This window comes from Achromobacter sp. SX5, from assembly GCF_056711425.1.
Genome location: NZ_CM160041.1, coordinates 4,459,388 through 4,482,111, shown reverse-complemented (window position 1 = coordinate 4,482,111; position 22,724 = coordinate 4,459,388). Strand labels below are relative to the sequence as shown.

At 65.2% G+C, this 22,724-nt stretch carries 22 protein-coding genes; 18 read left to right on the top strand and 4 right to left on the bottom strand.

The window, feature by feature from the left end; genetic code table 11:
• Positions 1–32: 32 nt before the first annotated feature.
• Positions 33–770, top strand: coding sequence for a phosphatase PAP2 family protein (locus AC1M14_RS20945; protein ID WP_111826551.1), 738 nt, complete (start codon positions 33–35; stop codon positions 768–770).
• Here the strand turns inward: AC1M14_RS20945 and AC1M14_RS20940 are convergent.
• From AC1M14_RS20940 to AC1M14_RS20930, 3 genes are read right to left on the bottom strand one after another with little or no spacing between them, the layout of a single operon-like run.
• Positions 718–1,209, bottom strand: a complete 492-nt coding sequence (locus tag AC1M14_RS20940) for an NAD(P)-binding domain-containing protein (protein ID WP_111826552.1) — start codon at positions 1,207–1,209, stop codon at positions 718–720. The genes AC1M14_RS20945 and AC1M14_RS20940 overlap by 53 nt on opposite strands.
• Entirely contained in the window at positions 1,206–1,649 is a 444-nt protein-coding gene (locus AC1M14_RS20935; RefSeq protein ID WP_479730374.1) for a PaaI family thioesterase, read from the bottom strand. Before AC1M14_RS20935 ends, AC1M14_RS20940 begins: the two co-directional genes overlap by 4 nt.
• Positions 1,646–2,260, bottom strand: coding sequence for a TetR/AcrR family transcriptional regulator (locus AC1M14_RS20930; protein WP_111826554.1), 615 nt, complete (start codon positions 2,258–2,260; stop codon positions 1,646–1,648). Before AC1M14_RS20930 ends, AC1M14_RS20935 begins: the two co-directional genes overlap by 4 nt.
• 480 nt (positions 2,261–2,740) lie before the next feature.
• On the opposite strand from AC1M14_RS20930, the gene AC1M14_RS20925 reads away from it, so the two are divergent.
• From AC1M14_RS20925 to AC1M14_RS20845, 17 genes are all read left to right on the top strand, one after another.
• A complete protein-coding gene (locus AC1M14_RS20925; protein WP_102774343.1) occupies positions 2,741–3,856 on the top strand; it encodes a porin in 1,116 nt (371 codons plus the stop codon).
• Positions 3,857–4,151: 295 nt separating this feature from the next.
• The gene (locus AC1M14_RS20920) at positions 4,152–4,511 is read left to right on the top strand and encodes an NADH-quinone oxidoreductase subunit A (RefSeq protein ID WP_006217959.1); all 360 of its coding nucleotides are present in this window, start codon (positions 4,152–4,154) and stop codon (positions 4,509–4,511) included.
• A gap of 39 nt (positions 4,512–4,550) precedes the next feature.
• On the top strand, positions 4,551–5,027 hold the full coding sequence (locus tag AC1M14_RS20915; protein WP_006217960.1) for a NuoB/complex I 20 kDa subunit family protein: 477 nt from the start codon (positions 4,551–4,553) through the stop codon (positions 5,025–5,027).
• A 73-nt stretch (positions 5,028–5,100) separates the two neighbouring features.
• On the top strand, positions 5,101–5,727 hold the full coding sequence (locus tag AC1M14_RS20910) for an NADH-quinone oxidoreductase subunit C (protein ID WP_102774344.1): 627 nt from the start codon (positions 5,101–5,103) through the stop codon (positions 5,725–5,727).
• Positions 5,728–5,730: 3 nt separating this feature from the next.
• Positions 5,731–6,987 carry an NADH-quinone oxidoreductase subunit D gene (locus AC1M14_RS20905; protein WP_102774345.1) on the top strand — a complete coding sequence of 419 codons (1,257 nt, stop codon included), beginning with the start codon at positions 5,731–5,733 and terminating at the stop codon, positions 6,985–6,987.
• A 47-nt stretch (positions 6,988–7,034) separates the two neighbouring features.
• Entirely contained in the window at positions 7,035–7,529 is a 495-nt protein-coding gene (gene nuoE / locus AC1M14_RS20900; RefSeq protein ID WP_043543414.1) for an NADH-quinone oxidoreductase subunit NuoE, read from the top strand.
• Positions 7,526–8,893 carry an NADH-quinone oxidoreductase subunit NuoF gene (gene nuoF / locus AC1M14_RS20895; protein ID WP_102774346.1) on the top strand — a complete coding sequence of 456 codons (1,368 nt, stop codon included), beginning with the start codon at positions 7,526–7,528 and terminating at the stop codon, positions 8,891–8,893. Before nuoE ends, nuoF begins: the two co-directional genes overlap by 4 nt.
• Before the next feature lie 15 nt (positions 8,894–8,908).
• The gene (nuoG, locus tag AC1M14_RS20890; RefSeq protein WP_102774347.1) at positions 8,909–11,236 is read left to right on the top strand and encodes an NADH-quinone oxidoreductase subunit NuoG; all 2,328 of its coding nucleotides are present in this window, start codon (positions 8,909–8,911) and stop codon (positions 11,234–11,236) included.
• A complete protein-coding gene (gene nuoH, locus AC1M14_RS20885) occupies positions 11,236–12,309 on the top strand; it encodes an NADH-quinone oxidoreductase subunit NuoH (RefSeq protein WP_102774348.1) in 1,074 nt (357 codons plus the stop codon). The genes nuoG and nuoH overlap by 1 nt, the downstream gene beginning before the upstream one ends.
• A gap of 21 nt (positions 12,310–12,330) precedes the next feature.
• Complete coding sequence (gene nuoI / locus AC1M14_RS20880; RefSeq protein ID WP_043543405.1) at positions 12,331–12,819, top strand: NADH-quinone oxidoreductase subunit NuoI; 489 nt, start codon at positions 12,331–12,333, stop codon at positions 12,817–12,819.
• Between the two features lie 17 nt (positions 12,820–12,836).
• Positions 12,837–13,487, top strand: coding sequence for an NADH-quinone oxidoreductase subunit J (locus AC1M14_RS20875; protein ID WP_102774349.1), 651 nt, complete (start codon positions 12,837–12,839; stop codon positions 13,485–13,487).
• Entirely contained in the window at positions 13,484–13,792 is a 309-nt protein-coding gene (gene nuoK / locus AC1M14_RS20870) for an NADH-quinone oxidoreductase subunit NuoK (protein ID WP_050448548.1), read from the top strand. The genes AC1M14_RS20875 and nuoK overlap by 4 nt, the downstream gene beginning before the upstream one ends.
• 17 nt (positions 13,793–13,809) lie before the next feature.
• On the top strand, positions 13,810–15,831 hold the full coding sequence (nuoL, locus tag AC1M14_RS20865) for an NADH-quinone oxidoreductase subunit L (RefSeq protein WP_111826555.1): 2,022 nt from the start codon (positions 13,810–13,812) through the stop codon (positions 15,829–15,831).
• The gene (locus AC1M14_RS20860) at positions 15,828–17,330 is read left to right on the top strand and encodes an NADH-quinone oxidoreductase subunit M (RefSeq protein WP_102774351.1); all 1,503 of its coding nucleotides are present in this window, start codon (positions 15,828–15,830) and stop codon (positions 17,328–17,330) included. Before nuoL ends, AC1M14_RS20860 begins: the two co-directional genes overlap by 4 nt.
• 9 nt (positions 17,331–17,339) lie before the next feature.
• Entirely contained in the window at positions 17,340–18,824 is a 1,485-nt protein-coding gene (gene nuoN / locus AC1M14_RS20855; RefSeq protein ID WP_102774352.1) for an NADH-quinone oxidoreductase subunit NuoN, read from the top strand.
• A gap of 14 nt (positions 18,825–18,838) precedes the next feature.
• Positions 18,839–19,168, top strand: a complete 330-nt coding sequence (locus AC1M14_RS20850) for a DUF2818 family protein (protein ID WP_102774353.1) — start codon at positions 18,839–18,841, stop codon at positions 19,166–19,168.
• A 257-nt stretch (positions 19,169–19,425) separates the two neighbouring features.
• Positions 19,426–21,666: a TonB-dependent receptor gene (locus AC1M14_RS20845; RefSeq protein WP_479730373.1), complete on the top strand. Its 2,241-nt coding sequence runs from the start codon at positions 19,426–19,428 to the stop codon at positions 21,664–21,666.
• A gap of 189 nt (positions 21,667–21,855) precedes the next feature.
• Here AC1M14_RS20845 and serB read toward each other — a convergent pair whose 3' ends face one another.
• Positions 21,856–22,713, bottom strand: a complete 858-nt coding sequence (gene serB / locus AC1M14_RS20840) for a phosphoserine phosphatase SerB (RefSeq protein WP_111826558.1) — start codon at positions 22,711–22,713, stop codon at positions 21,856–21,858.
• Positions 22,714–22,724: the final 11 nt, after the last annotated feature.

The following is a 22,724-nucleotide window of genomic DNA, read 5'->3' as shown; positions in this document are numbered from 1 at the left end:
GGCGGCGGAAATCTCCTCGTGGACGCTTGCAAATGACCAACGTCTATGCGGCGTGGGTCGCGTCCCATGCCTTGCTATTGTTCATCGCGCTGCCGCTTCTGAGCGGCGCGGCGGCGATGCTGGCCGCGCGCGGCTGGCAGCAGCTGCCGTGCCGCGGCCGCGCGCCGTGTTTCGCGGCGGCCGCCGGCGCTTCGTTCGCCCTGTTCCTGGTCTTCGCCTACGCCGTCGGGCAGCAGGGCGCCGTGGTGGCGTTCGACGAGGCGCTGGCCGGCGCCCTGAGCCTGTCCATGTCGATGTGGCTGCTCTGGCTGCTGTCCTGGTTCACCTACCTGGGCGACCGGAATTTCCTGACAGTGGTGAGCGTGCTGATGACGCTGGGCCTGCTGTGGAACCGGCAGTGGCGGCTGGCCCTGTTCTGCGCGGTCGCCACCGCCGCGGGCGGCGCGCTCAACTGGATGCTCAAGCACAGCTTCGAGCGCGTGCGCCCCGAGCACGGCTACGGCTACATCAACGTGTCGGGCTGGAGTTTCCCCAGCGGCCACGCCTCGGCGGCGATGGCGGTCTACGGCACGGCCTGCTACCTGGTGTGGCGGCTGGCGCCGCCGGCCTGGCGGCTGCCGGCGGTCGCGATCATGGCGGCGCTGGTCATGGCGGTGGGGCTCAGCCGCATCCTGCTGCAGGTCCATTTCGCCAGCGACGTATTCGCCGGCTTCGCGGTCAGCTTCGGCTGGCTGGCGCTGTGCGTGGCGGCGGCGCAGCGCTGGCGCTGAACGCCAGCGCCAGCAGCAGGCGGGCCTCGGCGCTGCCGGGGGCCGCGGCGCCGGGCAGCGGCGCGCAGATATAGCGCCCGCCGGCCTCCACGATCGCCTGGTCCAGCCGGCGCGCGCGTTCGGCCGAGGGCGGCTCCAGGTCCACGATCAGCTTGCCGGCCACCGGCGCGGTGACGTGGCCGTCGCTGAAACGTTCCAGGGTGCGGTCGATCTCGCGCTCGCGCGGCAGGGCCAGCACGATGGTGTCGGACTCGGCCAGGGCCTCGCGCGCGGAGGTGGCCAGCGTGGCGCTGCCGCGGAAATCCTCGCAGCGGTCGGGCTCGATGTCGTAGAGGGTCAGCGCGATGTCCGGTTCGGCCGCCAGCAGGCGGCGCGCGGCCCGCGTGCCGGTCCTGCCCATGCCGACGATGCTGACGCGCAGGCTGGCGGGCGGGTTCATGGCCTGGGCACCGACCAGGTGCTGACGATATGGGCCAGGGGCTCGTCCGAGTCTTCGCCCGTCAGTATCACTTCGCCGGCCGACAGCCGCCCGACCTTGAGCAGGCGGGCGTCGGCGTAGATCGCGCCGGCGGGACTCTTGCGCAGGAAATTGATGGTCAGGCTGGCGGTGACGGCGTGCGCCTGCCCGGTGGCGCCCACCACCGCCGCATACATGGTCAGGTCGGCCAGGCCCATCAGCATGGGACCGGCCACGATGCCGCCCAGCCGCTGGTGGGCGTCGCGCGCCGGCAGCACGGCGCGCGCGGTGCCGTAGCCGATGCTGATCACGTCGATGCCGAGCAGCATGGAGAACGGATGCTGGTCGGCCAGCAGGATGTGGAAGTCGGCCAGGCTGATGAGCGGGGCCTCGGCGCGGGTGTCCAGGTCGGTTGCGGTCATCGTTGCTCCAGGGCGTTGCAATAGCTGTCCAGCAGCGCGTCGGCGCGCTGGCCCAGGGATTTCAGGCGGTGGGTGTGCTGCAGCAGGAGCAGGCCCATCAGGTAAGTGAAGAGATTCATCTGTTCGACCTCGACCACGGCGGCGTCCCAGGACTTGGTGCGGGCCAGGGCCAATCCCAGCAGGTCCACGCATTGCCGCAGCCGGGCGTTGAGGCGTTCGTCCATCTCGCGGCCCAGTCCGCGCGGGCCCAGGCCCTGGAACAGGTACATGCCCAGGGAGAAATCGGTGCGGCGCTCGGCGTAGTAGCCATAGAAGGCGTGGATCGCCCGGCGCGCGGCCGTGCGCGCCTCGCCCGTGGCCGCGGCTTCGCTCAGGTGGGCGTGCAGGCGCTGCAGCGAGGCTTCCAGCAGCGCACCGTAAATGGTTTCCTTGCCCGCGAACCAGGGGTAGATGGCGCCGGTGGTGCAGCCGGCCTCGTTGGCGATGGCGCGGATCGTGGTCTTCTCCAGCCCGTCGCGTTCGAACACGCGCTGGGCGGCGTCGAGGATGAGCTGGCGGCGCAGCGCGTTCAGGCTTTCGCTACGGCCGCTGCGGGGGGAAGTGGAGGGCATGGCGCGGGAACCGGTTGTCGATGCGTTCGATCATAGCGGCGATTTTTATTGATAACAATGTTATTGAAAGCCGGGGGACGGAAACGGATCGGCATATGGATTGCAGCCGCCAAACCGATCGCGGCTGAAAGGTTCGTGCCGGCCGGCCGCGCCGGATCGCGGCTGCGCGGCAACGTAGCTCGCGCCAAAAACAGGGCTCCGAAATGCCTCAAAAAATTAGGGGCAGGGCTGAAAGTCGCATGAATAGGGGCTTGGTCAGTTTCATCAGGGTTAGCCCTAGGCCGATCGGCCAGGCCTTGCCGTGATGTTGCAATATCCCAACAAGCCTGTCGCAAACCTGCACTTTTCTGATGCCGGCCGTAGCCAGCCCCCCTGATTTTTGATGCAATAGCGTCAACTTCCCTTCGCGGAGTTAGGGGGGCGGCAGGCTGGTTTGCTGGATTGCTGCTCTTGTCACTCAAATCAACGGAGATTTCTTAAATGAAAAAGACTCTGCTCGCTGCCGCCCTGCTCGCCGGTTTTGCCGGTGTCGCCCAGGCAGAAACGTCTGTCACCCTGTACGGCATCATCGACACGGGTATCGGTTACAACAAGGTCAAGGGCAACGGCTTCGACGGCAGCCGCGTCGGCATGATCAACGGCGTGCAGAACGGTTCGCGCTGGGGTCTGCGTGGTTCGGAAGATCTGGGTGACGGCCTGCGCGCTGTTTTCCAACTGGAATCGGGCTTCAACTCGGGTAACGGCAACTCGGCTCAGAACGGTCGCCTGTTCGGTCGTCAAGCCACGATCGGTCTGGCCTCCGACAGCTGGGGTCAACTGGACTTCGGCCGTCAGACCAACATCTCGTCGAAGTACTTCGGCTCGATCGACCCGTTCGGCGCTGGTTTCGGCCAAGCTAACATCGGTGTCGCCCTGAGCGCTGCCAACACCGTCCGCTACGACAACATGGTCCTGTACCAAACCCCGTCGTTCAGCGGCTTCCAGTTCGGCGTCGGCTACTCGTTCAACGCTGACGACAACAACGCTCGCCAAAGCGGCTGGCGCACCGCCGACAACACCCGCGCGATCACCACCGGTCTGCGCTATGTCAACGGTCCGCTGAACATCGCTTTCTCGTACGACCAGCTGAACGCCTCGAACAACCTGACGCAGCCGGAAGTTGACGCCACCCCGCGTATGTACGCCCTGGGCGCTTCGTACGACTTCGAAGTTGTGAAGCTGTCGCTGGCCTATGCCCGCACGACCGACGGCTGGTTCGGCGGCCAAGGCGTGTCCGGCCCCGCTGGCAACATCAACTTCGGCAACAACATCTTCGCTGACGGCTTCAAGGCCAACTCGTACATGGTCGGCCTGTCGGCCCCCATCGGCGGCGCTTCGAAGCTGTTCGGTTCGTGGCAGATGGTTGATCCGTCGAACGATCGCCTGAACACGGCTCCGGGTGCTGACGAGACGATGAACGTCTTCTCGCTGGGCTACACCTACGACCTGTCCAAGCGCACCAACCTGTACGCCTACGGTTCGTACGCCAAGAACTACGCCTTCATCGACGACGTCAAGTCGACCGCCGTCGGCGTCGGTATCCGTCACCGCTTCTAATCCAACGCAGGGCGCAAGCCCTGCCTGGATTTGAAAAAGTGCGCGAACGGGCTTCGGCCCGTTCGTACGAAAACCACTCTCCGGAGTGGTTTTTTTTCGTTCCGGCGTTGTTTTTCGCCGCCTGGTCGACGGCGCGCAAAGCGCTTGTAGTAAGCTTGTCCGGTCGCTGCGCAAGCCGCGATTGTTCCGGTGAAGAAATGCAGTCTTTCACCCGCTGTTCAGGCTACAGAGTTCAGCCAGAAGTAACCCCGCGAATGCTACAATCCTAAGGTTTGCGCATTTGACGGACGCCTGAATGAACCTGCAACAGTATTTCCCCGTCCTGCTGTTTATCGTAGTGGCCACCCTCATCGGGTTCGCGCTGCTGACGGCCGGCTCCCTCCTTGGTCCGCGGCGTCCGTACGCCGAAAAGCTTTCGCCGTACGAGTGCGGCTTCGAAGCTTTTGAAGACGCCCGCATGAAGTTTGACGTGCGCTACTACCTGGTGGCGATCCTGTTCATTCTTTTCGACCTCGAAATCGCGTTCCTGTTCCCGTGGGCCATCGCCCAGGGCACGGTCGGGCTCGTCGGATTCTGGACGGTCATGGTCTTCCTGGCCGTGCTCACCGTCGGCTTCATCTATGAATGGAAAAAGGGCGCGCTGGACTGGGAATAAGCCCCGGGCTTCCTGTACAGCACGCTATCAGAGACGAATATGGCTATAGACGGCATTCTCAAGCAAGGGTTCATCACAACCAGCGCCGACAAGTTCCTTAACTGGGCGAAGACCGGCTCCATGTGGCCCATGACCTTCGGTCTGGCCTGCTGCGCGGTTGAGATGATGCACGCGGGCGCGGCCCGCTACGACCTGGACCAGTTCGGCATCATTTTCCGGCCCAGCCCGCGCCAGTCCGATCTCATGATCGTGGCCGGCACGCTGTGCAACAAGATGGCGCCGGCGCTGCGCAAGGTCTATGACCAGATGCCCGAGCCGCGCTGGGTGGTCTCGATGGGCTCCTGTGCCAACGGCGGCGGCTACTACCACTATTCGTATTCGGTGGTCCGTGGCTGCGATCGCATCGTACCGGTAGACGTCTACGTGCCGGGCTGTCCGCCTACGGCCGAGGCGCTGGTCTACGGCTTGCTGCAAATGCAGAACAAGATCCGCCTGACCAACACGATTGCGCGCTGAGCCTTCGCCCGCCGGGCGGCAACCCGCCGCCGGCCTCGCGAAACCAGCGTATCGGTTCACCTAAGCGTACAAGATGATGACCAGGCTCGAAACCCTGAAAAACAATTTGCAGACCACCCTCGGCGCCGATATCGCGCTGACCGAGGCGCTGGGCGAGCTGACGCTCGAAGTGCCCGCGCAGCAGTGGTTCTCGGTCTGCAACAAGCTGCGCACCGAAGCCGGCCTGCGCTTTGAAACCTGTATCGACCTCTGCGGCGTCGACTACCTGACCTGGGGCAACGGCACCCGCCAGATGCCCGAGGAAGCCAACGCCAAGGTCCAGCGCGCGCGCTTCGCCGTCGTCGTGCACCTGCTGTCCATCGAGCACAACTGGCGCCTGCGGGTGCGCACCTGGGCCGAGGACGACGAGTTCCCGGTGGTCGCCTCGCTGATCGAGTGCTGGCCGGGCGTGGGCTGGTTCGAGCGCGAAGCCTTCGACCTGTACGGCATCGTCTTCGAAGGCCACCCGGACCTGCGCCGCATCCTTACCGACTACGGCTTCATCGGCCACCCGTTCCGCAAGGACTTCCCGTTGTCCGGCACCGTCGAAATGCGCTACGACCCCGAACAACGCCGCGTCATCTACCAGCCGGTCACGATCGATCCGCGCGAGATCACCCCGCGCGTGGTCCGCGAAGATTCCTACGGCTTGGGGCGTTAAATCATGGCAGAAATCAAGAACTACACGCTCAACTTCGGTCCCCAGCACCCGGCCGCGCACGGCGTGCTGCGCCTGGTGCTCGAGCTCGACGGCGAAGTGATCCAGCGCGCCGACCCGCACATCGGCCTGCTGCACCGCGCCACCGAAAAACTGGCTGAACACAAGACCTACATCCAGGCGCTGCCCTACATGGACCGCCTGGACTACGTGTCCATGATGTGCAACGAGCACGCCTACGTCATGGCCATCGAGAAGCTGCTGGGCATCGAAGCGCCGCTGCGCGCCCAGTACATCCGCGTGATGTTCGACGAAATCACGCGCCTGCTGAACCACCTGATGTCGCTGGGCTCGCACGCCCTGGACGTGGGCGCCATGGCGGTGTTCCTGTACGCCTTCCGCGAGCGCGAAGACCTGATGGACTGCTACGAAGCGGTCTCGGGCGCGCGCATGCACGCGGCCTACTACCGTCCGGGCGGCGTCTACCGCGACCTGCCGGATTCCATGCCGCAGTACGGCGCCACCAGCAAGTACCGCGGCGACAAGGAACTGCGCGCCATGAACGACGCGCGTTCGGGTTCGCTGCTGGACTTCATCGAAGACTTCACCAACCGCTTCCCCGGTTGCGTGGACGAGTACGAAACGCTGCTGACCGACAACCGCATCTGGAAGCAGCGCCTGGTCGGCATCGGCGTGGTCGATCCCGAGCGCGCCAAGGCGCTGGGCTTCACCGGCCCGATGCTGCGCGGTTCGGGCGTGGCCTGGGACCTGCGCAAGATGCAGCCCTACGAGGTCTACGACCTGGTCGATTTCGACATCCCGGTGGGTGTCAACGGCGATTGCTACGACCGCTACCTGGTCCGCGTCGCCGAAATGCGTGAAAGCAACCGCATCATCCGCCAGTGCGTGGAATGGCTGCGCAACAATCCGGGCCCGGTCATGATCGAGAACCACAAGATCGCCCCGCCCAAGCGCACCGCCATGAAGACCAACATGGAAGAGCTGATCCACCACTTCAAGCTCTTCACTGAAGGCTTCCACGTTCCTCCCGGTGAAGCGTATGCCTCGGTGGAACACCCCAAGGGCGAATTCGGCATCTACGCGGTGTCCGACGGCGCCAACAAGCCCTACCGTCTGAAAATTCGGGCGCCGGGCTTTGCCCACCTCCAATCGCTGGATGAAATGTCTCGCGGTCACATGATCGCCGACGCCGTCACCATCATTGGCACGCAGGACATCGTTTTCGGCGAGATCGATCGCTGATCCGCCCAGACAGTCACGAGCACGCCCGCATAACCCGGATTCAAACTATGCTGCTTTCCGAACAGGCCTACCAGAAAATCGACCGAGAACTCGCCAAGTTCCCGGCCGACCAGCGGCAGTCCGCCATCATGGCCTCGCTTGCCATCGCGCAAGAAGAGAAGGGCTGGTTGGCTACCGAAATCATCGAAGATGTGGCCAACTACATCGGCGTCCCGCCCATCGCGGTCCAGGAAGTCGCCACTTTCTACAACATGTTCGACGTCAAGCCCGTCGGCAAGAACAAGATCGCCGTCTGCACGAACCTGCCCTGTGCCTTGCGCGACGGCGAACGCGCCGGCGACTACCTCAAGCGCAAGCTGGGCGTCGACTACCGAGAAACCACCGCCGACGGCCAGTTCACGCTCGTGGAAGGCGAGTGCATGGGCGCTTGCGGCGATTCGCCGGTGCTGATCGTGAACAACAAGCATATGTGCGTGCGCATGACCGAAGAGAAGCTGGACGCGCTGGTCGCGGCCCTCAAGGCGCAAGGAGAGTCGGCATGAACGCGCCCGACCTGTACAAGCAGTTTGCGCAGGGGCTGGACCCCAACCCGCTGAACGACCTGACCAACTCGATGTGCCTGCACGGCCGGCACATCCAGCCGCAGATCCTGGCCGACGTCGACGGCGCCAACTGGCGCCTGGCCGACTACGTCAAGCGCGGCGGCTACGAAGCCCTCAAGAAGATCCTGACCACCGGCATGAAGCCGGAAGACGTGATCGCCGAAGTCAAGGCCTCGGGCCTGCGCGGCCGTGGCGGCGCGGGCTTCCCGACCGGCCTGAAGTGGAGCTTCATGCCGCGCGCCTTCCCCGGCCAGAAGTACCTGGTGTGCAACTCCGACGAAGGCGAGCCGGGCACGTTCAAGGATCGCGACATCCTGCGATTCAACCCGCACATCGTGATCGAAGGCATGGCCATCGCCGCCTACGCCATGGGCATCAGCGCGGGCTACAACTACATCCACGGCGAAATCTTCGAAGTCTACGAGCGCTTCGAGGAAGCGCTGGAAGAGGCGCGCGCCGCCGGCTTCCTGGGCGACAAGATCCTGGGTTCGGATTTCAGCTTCCAGCTGCATGCGTTCCACGGTTACGGCGCCTACATCTGCGGCGAGGAAACCGCGCTGCTGGAATCGCTGGAAGGCAAGAAGGGCCAGCCGCGCTTCAAGCCGCCGTTCCCGGCCAGCTTCGGCCTGTACGGCAAGCCCACCACGATCAACAACACCGAGACGTTCGCGGCGGTACCGTGGATCATCCGCAACGGCGGCCAGGCCTACCTGGAAGTCGGCAAGCCGAACAACGGCGGCACCAAGCTGTTCTCGATCACCGGCGACGTCGAGCGTCCCGGCAACTACGAGATCCCGCTGGGCACCCCGTTCTCGACCCTGCTGGAACTGGCCGGCGGCATGCGCGGCGGCAAGAAGCTCAAGGCCGTGATTCCCGGCGGCTCCAGCGCCCCGGTGCTGCCCGCCGACATCATGATGGAATGCACGATGGACTATGACTCCATCGCCAAGGCGGGCTCGATGCTGGGCTCGGGCGCGGTGATCGTCATGGACGAGACGCGCTGCATGGTGAAGTCGCTCATGCGCCTGTCGTATTTCTATTTCGAGGAAAGCTGCGGCCAGTGCACGCCGTGCCGCGAAGGCACCGGCTGGCTCTACCGCATGGTGCATCGCATCGAAAACGGCCAGGGCCGTCCGGAGGACCTGGACCTGCTCGACAGCGTGGCCGGCAACATCATGGGCCGCACCATCTGCGCCCTGGGCGACGCCGCGGCCATGCCCGTGCGTGGCTTCCTCAAGCATTTTCGCGACGAATTCGCGCACCACATCGAGCACAAGTCTTGTGTGGTCCCGCAATATCTGTAGGTCTCAGGAACAGCAATGGTTGAACTAACCGTCGACGGCAACAAGGTCGAAGTGCCCGAAGGCAGCATGGTCATGCATGCCGCTCAGAAGATCGGGCTTTACGTGCCGCATTTCTGCTACCACAAGAAACTGTCCATCGCGGCCAACTGCCGCATGTGCCTGGTTGAAGTGGAAAAGGCGCCCAAGGCGCTGCCCGCCTGCGCCACGCCCGTAACCAACGGCATGGTCGTCCACACCTGCTCTGAAAAGGCGCGCGCCGCCCAGAAGTCGGTGATGGAATTCCTGCTCATCAATCACCCGCTCGACTGCCCGATCTGCGATCAGGGCGGCGAATGCCAGCTGCAGGACCTGGCCGTGGGCTACGGCGCCTCCTCCTCGCGCTACAACGAGGAAAAGCGCGTGGTCTTCCACAAGGACCTGGGCCCGCTGGTTTCCGCCGAGGAAATGAGCCGCTGCATCCACTGCACCCGCTGCGTGCGCTTCGGCCAGGAAATCGCCGGCATCATGGAGCTGGGCATGCTCAACCGCGGCGAGCACTCCGAGATCACGACCTTCGTCGGCCGTTCGATCGAATCCGAGCTCTCCGGCAACATGATCGACATCTGTCCGGTGGGCGCGCTGACCTCCAAGCCGTTCCGCTACAGCGCCCGCACCTGGGAGCTGGCGCGCCGCCGTTCGGTCAGCCCGCACGACAGCCTGGGCGCCAACCTGGTGATCCAGGTCAAGGGCGACCGCGTCATGCGCGTGGTGCCGTTCGAAGACGAAGCCATCAACGAATGCTGGATCTCCGACCGCGACCGCTTCTCGTATGAAGGCCTGAACAGCGAAGACCGCCTGTCGGCCCCGATGATCAAGGGCACCGACGGCAAGTGGCAGGAAGCCTCCTGGTCCGACGCGCTGGCCGCCGTGGCCCAGGGCCTGTCGCGGGTGCGCGACAGCTTCGGCGCCGGTCAGATCGGCGCGCTGGCCTCGGAATACGCCACCACCGAAGAATACGCGCTGCTGGGCCGCCTGGTCCGCGCGCTGGGTTCGGAAAACATCGACTTCCGCCTGCGCCAGACCGACGCGGCCTTCGACGCCGCCCTGACGGGCGCGCCGTGGCTGGGCATGCCGATCGCCGAACTCGACAACCTGGACCGCGTCCTGGTCGTGGGCTCGTTCCTGCGCAAGGACCACCCGCTGATGGCGCAGCGCCTGCGCCAGGCCGCCAAGCGCGGCACGCAGATCCTGATGCTCGACAGCGCCGCCGACGATCCGCTGATGCCGGTCGCCGCCCGCGTCACCGTGGCCCCGTCCGAACTGGCGCGCGCGCTGGCCGAAGTGGCCGTCGCGCTGGCCCAGGCCAAGGAACAGGCCGTGCCGGCCGAGTTCGCCTCGGTCGTCCCGGGCGACAATGCGAAGGCCATCGCCGCCAGCCTGGCGTCCGGTTCCAACACCGCGGTCCTGATGGGCAACCTGGCCGTGGCCAGCCCGCAGGCCTCGACCCTGGCGGCCAACGGCCGCGCCGTGGCAGACCTGGCCGGCGGCAAGTTCGGCTTCCTGACCTCCGGCGGCAACACCGTCGGCGGCTACCTGGCCGGCGCGATTCCGGGCAAGGGCGGCAAGAACGCCGCCGCCATGCTGGCCGAGCCGCTCAAGGCCTACGTGGTGCTGCACGCCGAGCCGCTGCTCGACGCCGACAACGGCCAGCAGGCGCTGGCCGCGCTGCGCGGTGCGCAGTTCGCCGTGGCCCTGACGCCTTACCGTTCGGCCGCCGCCGAATGGGCCGACGTCATGCTGCCGGTCTCGCCCTTCACCGAAACCTCCGGCACCTTCGTCAACGCGCAAGGCCTGGCCCAGAGCTTCAAGGGCACGGTCGCGCCGTTCGGCCAGACCCGTCCGGGCTGGAAGGTCCTGCGGGTGCTGGGCAACGTGCTGCACCTGGCCGGCTTCGACGACGAGACCTCCGAGTCCGTGCGCGACGCCGTGCTGGCCGGCGGCGTCGAAGGCCGCCTGTCCAACGACATCAAGGCGCCGCTGGGCCTGGGCCAGGCGGCAGCCGGCCTGGAGCGCGTCGCCGACGTGCCGATCTACCGCAGCGACGCCATGGTGCGCCGTTCCGAGCCGCTGCAGGCGGCTCCGGCCTCGAAGAAGCCGGCCGCCGCCATGAACGGCCGCACGCTCACCAGCCTGGGCCTGACGGCCGGGGCCAAGGTGCGCGTGTCGGGCGGGCAGGGCGCCGTCGAACTCGAAACCGTGCAGGACGATGCCGTGGCCGACCGCGCCGTGCGCATTTCGGCTGCCTTTGAAAACACCGCGGCCCTGGGTGGCGCATTCGGTCAAATCAGCGTGGAGCGTGCCTGATGGAATGGCTTAATGTTCTTGAGAGCCAGGGTACGGCATTGCTGGGCCCGACGGTCTGGATGGTCCTCTGGACCCTCATCAAGATTGTGATCATCGCTGTGCCCATCATCCTGTGCGTGGCCTACCTCACGTACTGGGAACGCAAGATGATCGGCGCCATGCACGTGCGCATGGGTCCGAACCGCGTCGGCATCAAGGGGCTGCTGCAGCCGTTCGCCGACGTGTTCAAGCTGCTGACCAAGGAAGTGGTGGTTCCGTCGCAGGCCAACAAGGTGCTGTTCGTCGTGGCCCCGGTGGTCACGCTGATGCCGGCCCTGGCCGCCTGGGCGGTGGTGCCGTTCGGTCCCGACGTGGTGCTGGCCAACGTCAACGCCGGCCTGCTGTACATCATGGCCATCACGTCCATCGGCGTGTACGGCGTGATCGTCGCCGGCTGGGCGTCGAACTCCAAGTACGCGTTCCTGGGCGCGCTGCGCGCCTCGGCGCAGATGCTGTCGTACGAACTGGCCATCGGCTTCGTGCTGGTGACGGTGCTGCTGGTCTCGGGCAGCCTCAACATGTCGGAAATCGTGCACGTGCAGAACCGCGGCTGGTTCGCCGACAAGGGCCTGACGTTCCTGTCCTGGAACTGGCTGCCGCTGTTGCCGCTGTTCGTGGTCTACGTGATTTCGGCCGTGGCCGAAACCAACCGCCACCCGTTCGACGTGGTCGAAGGCGAATCCGAAATCGTGGCCGGCCACATGGTCGAATACTCGGGCATGGCGTTCGCGCTGTTCTTCCTGGGCGAATACGCCAACATGATCCTGCTGTCCTGCATGGCCTCGATCATGTTCCTGGGCGGCTGGGCCTCCCCGATCGACATCGCGCCACTGACCTGGATTCCGGGTTGGATCTGGCTGGGTATCAAGACGTTCGTCGTGGTCTCGTTGTTCGTGTGGTTCCGCGCGACTTTCCCGCGCTACCGCTACGACCAGATCATGCGTTTGGGTTGGAAAATCTTCATCCCGCTGACCGGCGTGTGGCTGGTCTTGGTGGCGATCTGGATGCAGACGCCCTGGAACATTTGGCGCTAAGCCGCCAGGCAGAGGCAGGATATGGAAGCGATCAAGGATTTCTTCGGCAGCCTGATGCTGACCGAATTGCTCAAGGGCATGCGCCTGACGGGCAAGTATTTCTTCAAGCGCAAGGTGACCTTGCGCTACCCCCAGGAAAAGACGCCCGCGTCGGCGCGTTTCCGTGGCCTGCACGCGCTGCGCCGCTACCCCAACGGGGAAGAGCGCTGCATCGCGTGCAAGCTGTGCGAAGCCGTGTGCCCGGCCCTGGCGATCACCATCGAGTCGGACCAGCGCGACGACGGCACCCGCCGCACCACGCGCTACGACATCGACCTCACCAAGTGCATTTTCTGCGGCTTCTGTGAGGAAAGCTGCCCGGTGGACTCCATCGTGGAAACGCATATCCACGAATACCACGGCGAAAAGCGCGGCGACCTGTATTTCACCAAAGACATGCTGCTCGCCGTGGGCGACCGCTACGAAGCCGAAATCGCCCAACGCCGGGCCGAAGACGCTCCCTATCGTTGAAGCCCAGGGTCTGATCCATGACTTTTACCACTGTCCTGTTTTACATACTGGCCGCCGTGCTGGTGATCGCGGCCTTCCGCGTGATCACCGCGCGCAGCCCGGTCACCGCCGTCCTGCACCTGATCCTGGCGTTCGCCAACGCGGCCATGCTGTGGATGCTGCTCGGCGCCGAGTTCCTCGCGCTGCTGCTGGTGCTGGTGTACGTGGGCGCCGTGATGGTGCTCTTCCTCTTCGTCGTGATGATGCTGGACATCCGCATGGATGCGCTGCGCCAGGGCATGAAGACCTACCTGCCCCTGGGGCTGGTGATCGGCCTGGTGCTGGTGCTCGAGATGTCCTTCGTGCTGGGCTCGACCTGGTACGGCGCGGGCCCGCAGGCCCCGGTCGCCGGCGACTACAACAACGCCCGCGCGCTGGGCGAGGCCATGTACACCCAGTACATCTACGCCGTTGAAGTCGGCGCCGCGCTGCTGCTGGTCGGCATGGTCGCCGCCATCGCGCTGACCCTGCGCCGCCGCCGCGACGTCAAGTACAACGACCCCGTCGCCGCCGTGCGCGTGCGCGCCAAGGACCGTTTCCGCCTGGTGAGCATGCAGCCCCAGAGCGAGCGCGCCCAGTCGCAGATCGGTGCCTCGTCCGCCGCCGCGCCCCAAGGAGAACAAAAATGACGCTGACGCTGGCCCATTACCTGATCCTGGGGGCGGTGCTGTTCGCCATCGGGATCTTCGGCATCTTCCTGAACCGCCGCAACCTGATCATCCTGCTGATGTCCATCGAGCTCGTGCTGCTGGCCGTCAACATGAACTTCGTGGCGTTCTCCAGCTGGTTCGGCGACACCGCCGGCCAGGTGTTCGTGTTCTTCATCCTGACCGTGGCCGCCGCCGAAGCGGCGATCGGCCTGGCCATCCTGGTGCTGCTGTTCCGCAACCTGAACACGATCAACGTTGACGAACTCGATCGCCTGAAGGGCTGACGGGGTATTGGAAGAAAATGTCTAGCTCACCCAATCTCTACTTGCTCATCGCGCTGGCCCCGCTGGCCGGAGCGATTCTCGCGGGCCTCTTCGGCACCGGCTTCCTGGGCCGTCCCATCGGCCGCCGCGCTTCGCACGTGATCACCATCCTGGGCGTGCTCGTCTCCACCATCGGTTCGGTGGTGGTGCTGAACGACGTGCTCAACGGCCTGCGCTTCGACGGCGCGGTCTACACCTGGAGCCTGATCGGCCAGACCAAGCTGGAAATCGGCTTCCTGATCGATCCGCTGTCGGCCATGATGATGGTCGTGGTCACCTCCGTGTCGCTGATGGTGCACATCTACACCATCGGCTACATGGCCGACGATCCCGGCTACCAGCGCTTCTTCTCGTACATCTCGCTGTTCACGTTCTCCATGCTGATGCTGGTGATGTCGAACAACATGGTGCAGCTGTTCTTCGGCTGGGAAGCGGTGGGCCTGGTGTCCTACCTGCTGATCGGCTTCTGGTACACGCGCCCGACGGCGATCTTCGCCAACATGAAGGCGTTCCTGATCAACCGCGTCGGCGACTTCGGCTTCGTGCTGGGCATCGGCCTGCTGTTCGCCTACGCCGGCACCATGCAGTACGCCGAAGTGTTCGCCCAGGCCGACAAGCTGGCCGCCCTGACGCTGCCCGGTTCCGACTGGATGCTGCTGACCGTGGCCTGCATCTGCCTGTTCATCGGCGCCATGGGTAAATCGGCCCAGGTTCCGCTGCACGCCTGGCTGCCCGACTCGATGGAAGGCCCGACCCCGATCTCCGCGCTGATCCACGCCGCCACCATGGTGACGGCCGGCATCTTCATGGTCGCGCGCTTCTCGCCGCTGTTCGAGCTGTCCGACACCGCGCTGTCCTTCATCATCGTGATCGGCGCCATCGGCGCGCTGTTCCTGGGCATCCTGGGCATCATCCAGAACGACATCAAGCGCGTGGTGGCCTACTCCACGCTGTCGCAGCTGGGCTACATGACCGTCGCGCTGGGCGCCTCGGCCTACTCGGTGGCGATCTTCCACCTGATGACCCACGCCTTCTTCAAGGCGCTGCTGTTCCTGGGCGCGGGCTCGGTCATCATCGGCATGCACCACGACCAGGACATCCGCAACATGGGCGGTCTGCGCAAGTACATGCCCATCACCTGGATCACCTTCCTGCTGGGCACGCTGGCCCTGGTCGGCACCCCGTTCTTCTCGGGCTTCTACTCGAAGGAACACATCATCGAGGCGGCCGGCGCCGCCAACGTGTGGGGCGCGAACTTCGCCTACTACGCCACGCTGATCGGCGTGTTCGTGACCTCGCTGTACTCGTTCCGCGTGTACTTCCTGGTCTTCCACGGCAAGGAACGCTTCGACACTTCCGACCACGGCCACGGCCATGGCCACGATGCGCACGGCCACGACGACCACGGCCACCACGGCGGCAAGCCGCATGAGTCGCCCTGGGTGGTCACGCTGCCGCTGGTGCTGCTGGCGATCCCGTCGGTGCTGATCGGTGCCTGGGTGGTCGACCCGATGCTGTTCGGCAAGTTCTTCGACGGCGTCATCAAGGTCCTGCCGCAGCATCCCGCCATGCACGAGCTGCATGAAGAGTGGCACGGCTGGGTGGCCTTCGGCCTGCACGCCTTCCAGACGGTTCCGTTCTGGCTGGTCGTGGCCGGCGCGGTCATCGCCTGGTACTGCTACCTGATCAATCCCAAGGTTCCGGCCAAGATCCAGTCCAGCCTGTCGGGCATCAACAAGCTGCTCGAAAACAAGTACTACGTCGACTGGATCAATGAACAGATCATCGCCCGCGGCGCGCGCTGCCTGGGCCGTGGCCTGTGGCAGACCGGCGACCGCGGCATCATCGACGGCCTGCTGATCAACGGCAGCGCCCGTGTGGTGGGCTGGGTGGCAGCGATCAGCCGCCACCTGCAGTCCGGCTTCATCTATCACTACGCGTTCGCGATGATCATCGGCATCATGGCGCTGGTGACTTTCTTTGTGCTGATTCCCCAATGATGGCAAGCGAGATGGCATCCAACACTTTTCCCTGGCTCACGCTTGCGATCTTTGTTCCGATCGTATTCGGCCTGCTGGTGCTGGCGGTTGGCCGTGACGACCGCCCCGGCCTGACGCGCGGCCTGTCGCTGATCGGCTCGATCGCGGGTTTCCTGGTCACGATTCCGCTCTACACCGGGTTCGACTCCTCCACGGCCGCCATGCAGTTCGTGGAGAAGACCTCCTGGATCGAGGCCTTCAACGTCAACTACCACCTGGGCATCGACGGCATCTCGATGTGGTTCGTGCTCCTGACCGCCTTCATCACCATCATCGTGGTGCTGGCCGGTTGGGAAGTCATCACCAGCCGCGTCGCCCAGTACATGGCCGCCTTCCTGATCCTGTCGGGTCTGATGGTGGGCGTGTTCGCGGCGGTCGACGGCATGCTGTTCTACGTGTTCTTCGAAGCCACGCTGATCCCGATGTACATCATCATCGGCGTCTGGGGCGGCCCGAACCGCGTGTACGCGGCGTTCAAGTTCTTCCTGTACACGCTGATGGGCTCGCTGCTGACCCTGATCGCGTTCATCTACCTGTGGAACGCCTCGGGCGGCTCGTTCGACATCCTGACCTGGCAGCAGACCAAGCTGGGCTACACCCCGCAGATCCTGATCTTCGTGGCGCTGCTGGCGGCCTTCGCCGTCAAGGTGCCGATGTGGCCGGTCCACACCTGGCTGCCGGACGCCCACGTCGAGGCGCCCACGGGCGGCTCCATCGTGCTGGCCGCGATCATGCTGAAGCTGGGCGCCTACGGTTTCCTGCGCTTCTCGCTGCCGATCGCCCCTGACGCCTCGCACAGCCTGGCCGGCCTGATGATCACGCTGTCGCTGATCGCCGTGATCTACATCGGCCTGGTCGCCATCGTGCAGGACGACATGAAGAAGCTGGTGGCCTATTCGTCGGTCGCCCACATGGGCTTCGTGACGCTGGGCTTCTTCATCTTCAACACGGCCGGCGTCGAAGGCGCCATCGTGCAGATGATCTCCCACGGTTTCGTGTCGGGCGCCATGTTCATGTGCATCGGCGTGCTCTACGACCGCATGCACTCGCGCCAGATCGCCGACTACGGCGGCGTGGTCAACGTGATGCCGCGCTTCGCCACGTTCTTCATCCTGTTCTCGATGGCCAACAGCGGCCTGCCCGCCACCAGCGGTTTCGTCGGCGAATTCATGGTCATCATGGGCGCGGTCGAGCACAACTTCTGGATCGGCCTGCTGGCGGCGACCGCCCTGATCCTGGGCGCCTCGTATTCGCTGTGGATGGTCAAGCGCGTGGTCCTGGGCGACGTCGCCAACGACCATGTGCGCGAGCTGACCGATATCAACCGCCGCGAGTTCGTGATTCTTGGCGTGATGGCGATCGCCGTGTTGTACATGGGGATCTATCCCAAGCCCTTCACCGACGTGATGCACGTTTCGGTGGAGGCCCTGCTGCAACACGTTGCCGTCTCGAAACTGTAAGACAAGACAATGATGCAATCCCAAATCGATTTCGCCCTGGCGACACCGGAAATCCTCTTGCTGGTTTTCGGCCTGGCTATCCTGCTCATCGACGCGGTCAGCAATCACCCCGAGCGCAAGCCGACGTTTCTGCTGACCATGCTGGCCTTGGGAGTGCTGACCGTCGTGTCGGCGCTGCAATGGAGCAACGGCGTGACCGGGTCGACCTTCAACGGCCTGTACGTCACCGACGAGCTGTCGCACCTGCTGAAGATCGCGTCCTACATCGCGGTCGCCGTGACCCTGGTGTATGGCCGCCTGTACGCGCAGGTGCGCGACATGATGCGCGGCGGCGAGCTCTACGTGCTGACGCTGTTCGCGCTGCTGGGCCAGATGGTCATGATCTCCTCCGGGAACCTGATCTCCATCTACCTGGGCCTGGAGCTGATGTCGCTGGCGCTGTACGCGCTGATCGCCCTGCGCCGCGACAACGTCACGGCCACCGAAGCCGCCATGAAGTACTTCGTGCTGGGCGCGCTGGCCTCGGGCTTCCTGCTCTACGGCATGTCCATGGTCTACGGCGCCACCGGCCACCTGGACCTGGCCGAAGTGGCCAAGGTCATCGCCGCCGGCAAGGCCGAGAACCTGGCGCTGGTGTTCGGCATCGTGTTCCTGGTTTCGGGCCTGGCGTTCAAGCTCGGCGCCGTGCCGTTCCACATGTGGGTGCCTGACGTCTACCAGGGTTCGCCGACCGCCGTCACGCTGATCCTGGGCGCCGCGCCCAAGCTGGCCGCCTTCGCCATCACGCTGCGCCTGCTGGTCGATGGCCTGCACGGCCTGGCCGCCGACTGGCAACCCATGCTGATGATCCTGGCGGTGCTGTCGCTGGCCATCGGCAACCTGACCGCCATCGCGCAGACCAACTTCAAGCGCATGCTGGCCTATTCGACCATCTCGCACATGGGCTTCGTGCTGCTGGGCCTGATGTCGGGTTCGGTCGCCGGCAAGCCGGACCTGGCTTCGGCCGCCTACGGCGCCTCGCTCTTCTACATGCTGACCTACGTGCTGACCACGCTGGCCAGCTTCGGCATCATCCTGCTGCTGTCGCGCCAGGGTTTCGAGTGCGAGCAGATCGACGACCTGAAGGGCCTGAACCGCCGCAGCCCGTGGCACGCCGCCATCGTGCTGCTGCTGATGTTCTCGCTGGCCGGCATTCCGCCGCTGGTGGGCTTCTACGCCAAGCTGGCCGTGCTGCAGGCGCTGATCAGCGCCGGCCACGTCACGCTGGCCGTGATCGCGGTGCTGTTCTCGCTGATCGGCGCGTTCTACTACCTGCGCGTGGTCAAGGTGGTGTACTTCGACGAGCCGGCGGCCGACGCCGCGCCCATCGCCGCCACCTGCGGCCAGCGCGGCGTGCTGTCGGTCAACGGCGCGCTGATCCTGGTGCTGGGCGTGCTGCCGGGCGGCCTGATGGCGCTGTGCGTGCAGGCCATCCGCAGCTCGCTGAACATGTAAGAGGGCGGCCGGGCATGAACCAGACCCTGGCGGTATGGCTGTTGATCGCGCTGGCCCTGGTCAGCGCCAACCTGCCGTTCCTGACCGAGCGGGTGTTCGCCGTCATGCCCTGGAAGCGGGGCGGGGCGGCGGCGGTCAAGCCGCTCTGGGTCCGCCTGATCGAGGTGCTAGTGTTCTACCTCGTCGTCGGCGCGCTGGGCTTCGCGTTCGAATCCGCGCTGGGCAACCGGTTCTCGCAGACCTGGGAGTTCTACGCCATCACGCTCAGCCTGTACCTGGTGCTGGGTTATCCGGGTTTCGTCTACCGGTATCTGTTCAAGCGGCATCCGCGCCTGCGCACCTGAAGCCCGGATCCGCTTTGTGAAAAACGCCCCTTTGGGGCGTTTTTTTATGCGGACATGGATAGGTGCCAACCACCGGCCGCGGCGCGTCCTGAGCCGATCCTGGAGGCTCTGGAAGGCCTTGGAACGGCAAAAGGTGTTGTATTTTCATCTTTCATGACCGTTTGGTGGAAATGTTCAGGTTCCATTCAGCCAGTGGGTTCAGAATCGCAAACGTTTAAAAAACAAGAATCGTTGCTATTCACACTGGAGAAGCTGGTTTGAAGCCCCAAGACTCGTATTCGCTGAATACGCTCGCCACCTCGCTGGCCGCCGCCATCGCCGTTCCCGCGCTGTTCGTCAGCCCCCACGCCGCCGCCCAGTCCGCCGACGGCGTGACGCAGCTTGCGCCGGTGCGCGTGGAAGGAGAGGGCTCGTCGTACCAGACCACGACCGTGTCGTCGCCGAAGATGACCGCGCCGCTGCTGGACACCCCGCGCACCGTGCAGGTCGTGCCCAAGCAGGTGATCCAGGACCAGTCGGCTTCGACCCTCCAGGACGTGCTGCGCAACTCGCCGGGCATCACCTTCGGCGCCGGCGAAGGCGGCCGTCCGGGCGGCGACCTGCCCATCATCCGCGGCCAGAACTCGGCAGGCAGCATCTTCCTGGACGGCATCCGCGACTCCAGCACGCAGGTGCGCGACACCTTCAACCTGGAAGAAGTGGAAATCATCAAGGGCCCGGACTCGGTGTACTCCGGCCGCGGCGGCGCCGGCGGCAGCATCAACATGGTCAGCAAGACCCCGCGGGCCACCGACTTCACCGAAGGCACGATCCAGCTCGGCACGGACAACAACTACCGCGCCACCATCGACAGCAACTGGAGCCTGGACGAAAAAGCCGCCTTCCGCCTGAACGTGATGGGCAACAAGGGCGACGTGCCGGGACGCGACGACGCGGTGGACTTCGAGCGCTGGGGCGTGGCCCCGTCGCTGACGCTGGGCGTGGGCACGCCGACCCGCATCACGCTGAGCTACTACCACTATCAAGACGACAGCATGCCGGATTACTCCATCCCGTATGACCCGAAGACGGGCCAGCCGGTGACGGAGACCATGGGCGTGAGCCGCAAGAGCTTCTACGGCCTGACCGGCCGCGACTTCATGAAGACGCGCGACGACGTCGCCACGGCCGACTTCCAGCACGATTTCTCCGACAAGCTGCAACTGCGCAGCGTGCTGCGCTACGGCCGTGGCACCACCGACTTCGCCGCCACCAACCCGGACGACAGCAAGGGCAACGTGCCCAACGGCCTGGTGTACCGCGCGCTCAAGTCGGGCTATTACGTCACCAAGACCTTCGCCAGCCAGACCGACCTGACCGGCGAATTCGAGACCGGCAGCCTCAAGCACAGCTTCGACCTCGGCTTCGAATACAGCAACATCAAGCAGGACAAAGACGGCTACACCCAGTCGGGCGTGCCGACCAGCGCGACCTGCACCGGCCTGTCGGTGGTGTGCGCCTCGCTGTGGGACCCGGACCCGCACACCGATTACACGGGCCGCCTGACCCGCAACAACAATCCGGCCCGCTACAATACCGACACCATCGCGCTCTACGGCTTCGACACCATCAAGTTCAACGAGCAGTGGCAGGCCAGCCTGGGGCTGCGCTGGGACAACTACCGCACCAGCGGCAGCAACATCGCCCGCGGCCGCAACGACCCGGCCGGCACGCCCGCGTTCTACAGCACCAGCCGCGAGGACAACCTCTTCAACTACCAGATCGGCCTGGCCTACAAGCCCATGCCCAACGGCACGATCTACGCCACCTACGGCACGTCCTCGACGCCGTCGGCCATCGCCGCCGGCGCCATCAGCGACGCCGCGTCGGCCGTGAGCGAGTCGCTGGAGCCCGAAAAGAGCCGCACGGTGGAACTGGGCACCAAGTGGGACGTGTTCGACGACCGCCTGACGCTGTCGGCGGCCGCCTTCCAGGACATCCGCAAGAACACCAGCGTGGCCGTGTCGGCCACCGAGACCGAGCAGATCGGCGAGGCCAAGGTGCGCGGCATCGAACTGGGCTTTTCCGGCAGCATCACGCCGCGCTGGAACGTGTTCGGCGGCTACACCTTCATGGACAGCGAAATGACCAAGGGCGCCTTCAACAGCGGCGCCGTGGGCCAGGACCTGCCCAACACCCCGCGCAACGCCTTCAGCCTGTGGACCACCTACAAGGTGCTGCCCAAGCTGACGGTGGGCGGCGGCGCCTACTACGTGGACAAGGTGTACGGCAACTCGGATTCGAGCAAGAACCCCGACGGCACGCCCAAGGCGCGCTGGGTACCCTCGTACTGGCGCTTCGACGCGATGGCGTCGTATGAATTCAACCCGAACGTGTCGGCCCAGCTGAACGTGATGAACATCTTCGACGAGACGTATTACACCAAGGCCTATGCCGCGCACTATGCGGCGCTGGGCGGCGGGCGTGCGGCGTTGCTGTCGCTGCGTGTGCGGTATTGACGGGAGAAGGGGAGGCGCCTGCCGCGAAAGGCGGCGGCTGGCGCCGCCCGATGGGTTTCGCGCGCTCGAGCGGATCGGTTCGGTCGACGTTCATCGCGAACCGGTATCGTAGGATGGGTGTAGCGCGGCAACCGGCGGACAAGAACGCCGGTGCGCAACGCGCGCAACCCATCAGCCGGCTTTATTTCATTACCCCTCGAACCAGCTCAACACCCCGTCCAGCCCCGACACGTTGAGCGCATAACGCGTCTGCTGGCGCACCAGCGGCTTGGCGTGGTAGGCCACCGGAAAACCGGCCGCGGCCAGCATCTTCAGGTCGTTGGCGCCGTCGCCCATGGCGATGATCTGTTCCTGGGCGGCGCCATGGCGGCGCGCGAATTCGCGCAGGTGCATGGCCTTGGCGTCGGCGTCGAGGATGTCGCCCAGCACCTTGCCGGTCAGCACGCCGTTGTCGATCTCCAGCGTGTTGGCGTGCGCGCTGTCGAGCTTGAGGCGTTCGCGCAGGCGGTCGGTGAAGAAGGTGAAGCCGCCCGAGACCAGCAGCACCTTGATGCCGGCGGCCTGGGCCGTGGAGATGAGGCGTTCGGCGCCCGGGTTCAGGCGCAGCTTTTCCGCGTAGACCTGGTCCAGCGCCTCGGCCGGCACGCCCTCGAGCAGGGCGACGCGGCGCCGCAGGCTTTCGGCGAAGTCCTTGATCTCGCCGCGCATCGCGGCCTCGGTGATTTCCGAGACCTTGTCTTTCACGCCGACCACGCCCGCGATCTCGTCGATGCATTCGATGTTGATCAGCGTGGAGTCCATGTCCATGGCCAGCACCTTGCAGTCCGACAGCTTCAGGCCGGCGGGCAGGAAGGCGGTGTCGATGCCGCGGCCCTCGGCCCACGCCACGACCTCGGCGCGGGTGGACTCGTCGTGCTGCACGTCGAGCAGGCGGGCGGCGGTGGCGCTGATGCGCGCGATGCCCTGCGCCTGGGCCAGGGCCGCGAGCTGTTCCGCGTGTTCGGCGCTCAGGGCGGGGGATTGGACGACTAGGTGGTGGGTGGTCATGGGGTTCGGGT

Coding starts and splice junctions, on each gene's coding strand:
- AC1M14_RS20930 (WP_111826554.1), bottom strand. CDS start 2,260: ATGCCCTCCACTTCCCCCCGCAGCGGCCGTAGCGAAAGCCTGAACGCG.
- nuoK (WP_050448548.1), top strand. CDS start 13,484: ATGACGCTGACGCTGGCCCATTACCTGATCCTGGGGGCGGTGCTGTTC.
- AC1M14_RS20905 (WP_102774345.1), top strand. CDS start 5,731: ATGGCAGAAATCAAGAACTACACGCTCAACTTCGGTCCCCAGCACCCG.
- nuoI (WP_043543405.1), top strand. CDS start 12,331: ATGGAAGCGATCAAGGATTTCTTCGGCAGCCTGATGCTGACCGAATTG.
- AC1M14_RS20910 (WP_102774344.1), top strand. CDS start 5,101: ATGATGACCAGGCTCGAAACCCTGAAAAACAATTTGCAGACCACCCTC.
- nuoN (WP_102774352.1), top strand. CDS start 17,340: ATGATGCAATCCCAAATCGATTTCGCCCTGGCGACACCGGAAATCCTC.
- AC1M14_RS20920 (WP_006217959.1), top strand. CDS start 4,152: ATGAACCTGCAACAGTATTTCCCCGTCCTGCTGTTTATCGTAGTGGCC.
- AC1M14_RS20935 (WP_479730374.1), bottom strand. CDS start 1,649: ATGACCGCAACCGACCTGGACACCCGCGCCGAGGCCCCGCTCATCAGC.
- serB (WP_111826558.1), bottom strand. CDS start 22,713: ATGACCACCCACCACCTAGTCGTCCAATCCCCCGCCCTGAGCGCCGAA.
- AC1M14_RS20915 (WP_006217960.1), top strand. CDS start 4,551: ATGGCTATAGACGGCATTCTCAAGCAAGGGTTCATCACAACCAGCGCC.
- nuoF (WP_102774346.1), top strand. CDS start 7,526: ATGAACGCGCCCGACCTGTACAAGCAGTTTGCGCAGGGGCTGGACCCC.
- AC1M14_RS20940 (WP_111826552.1), bottom strand. CDS start 1,209: ATGAACCCGCCCGCCAGCCTGCGCGTCAGCATCGTCGGCATGGGCAGG.
- AC1M14_RS20925 (WP_102774343.1), top strand. CDS start 2,741: ATGAAAAAGACTCTGCTCGCTGCCGCCCTGCTCGCCGGTTTTGCCGGT.
- AC1M14_RS20860 (WP_102774351.1), top strand. CDS start 15,828: ATGATGGCAAGCGAGATGGCATCCAACACTTTTCCCTGGCTCACGCTT.
- AC1M14_RS20945 (WP_111826551.1), top strand. CDS start 33: ATGACCAACGTCTATGCGGCGTGGGTCGCGTCCCATGCCTTGCTATTG.
- AC1M14_RS20850 (WP_102774353.1), top strand. CDS start 18,839: ATGAACCAGACCCTGGCGGTATGGCTGTTGATCGCGCTGGCCCTGGTC.
- AC1M14_RS20875 (WP_102774349.1), top strand. CDS start 12,837: ATGACTTTTACCACTGTCCTGTTTTACATACTGGCCGCCGTGCTGGTG.
- nuoL (WP_111826555.1), top strand. CDS start 13,810: ATGTCTAGCTCACCCAATCTCTACTTGCTCATCGCGCTGGCCCCGCTG.
- nuoH (WP_102774348.1), top strand. CDS start 11,236: ATGGAATGGCTTAATGTTCTTGAGAGCCAGGGTACGGCATTGCTGGGC.
- nuoG (WP_102774347.1), top strand. CDS start 8,909: ATGGTTGAACTAACCGTCGACGGCAACAAGGTCGAAGTGCCCGAAGGC.
- nuoE (WP_043543414.1), top strand. CDS start 7,035: ATGCTGCTTTCCGAACAGGCCTACCAGAAAATCGACCGAGAACTCGCC.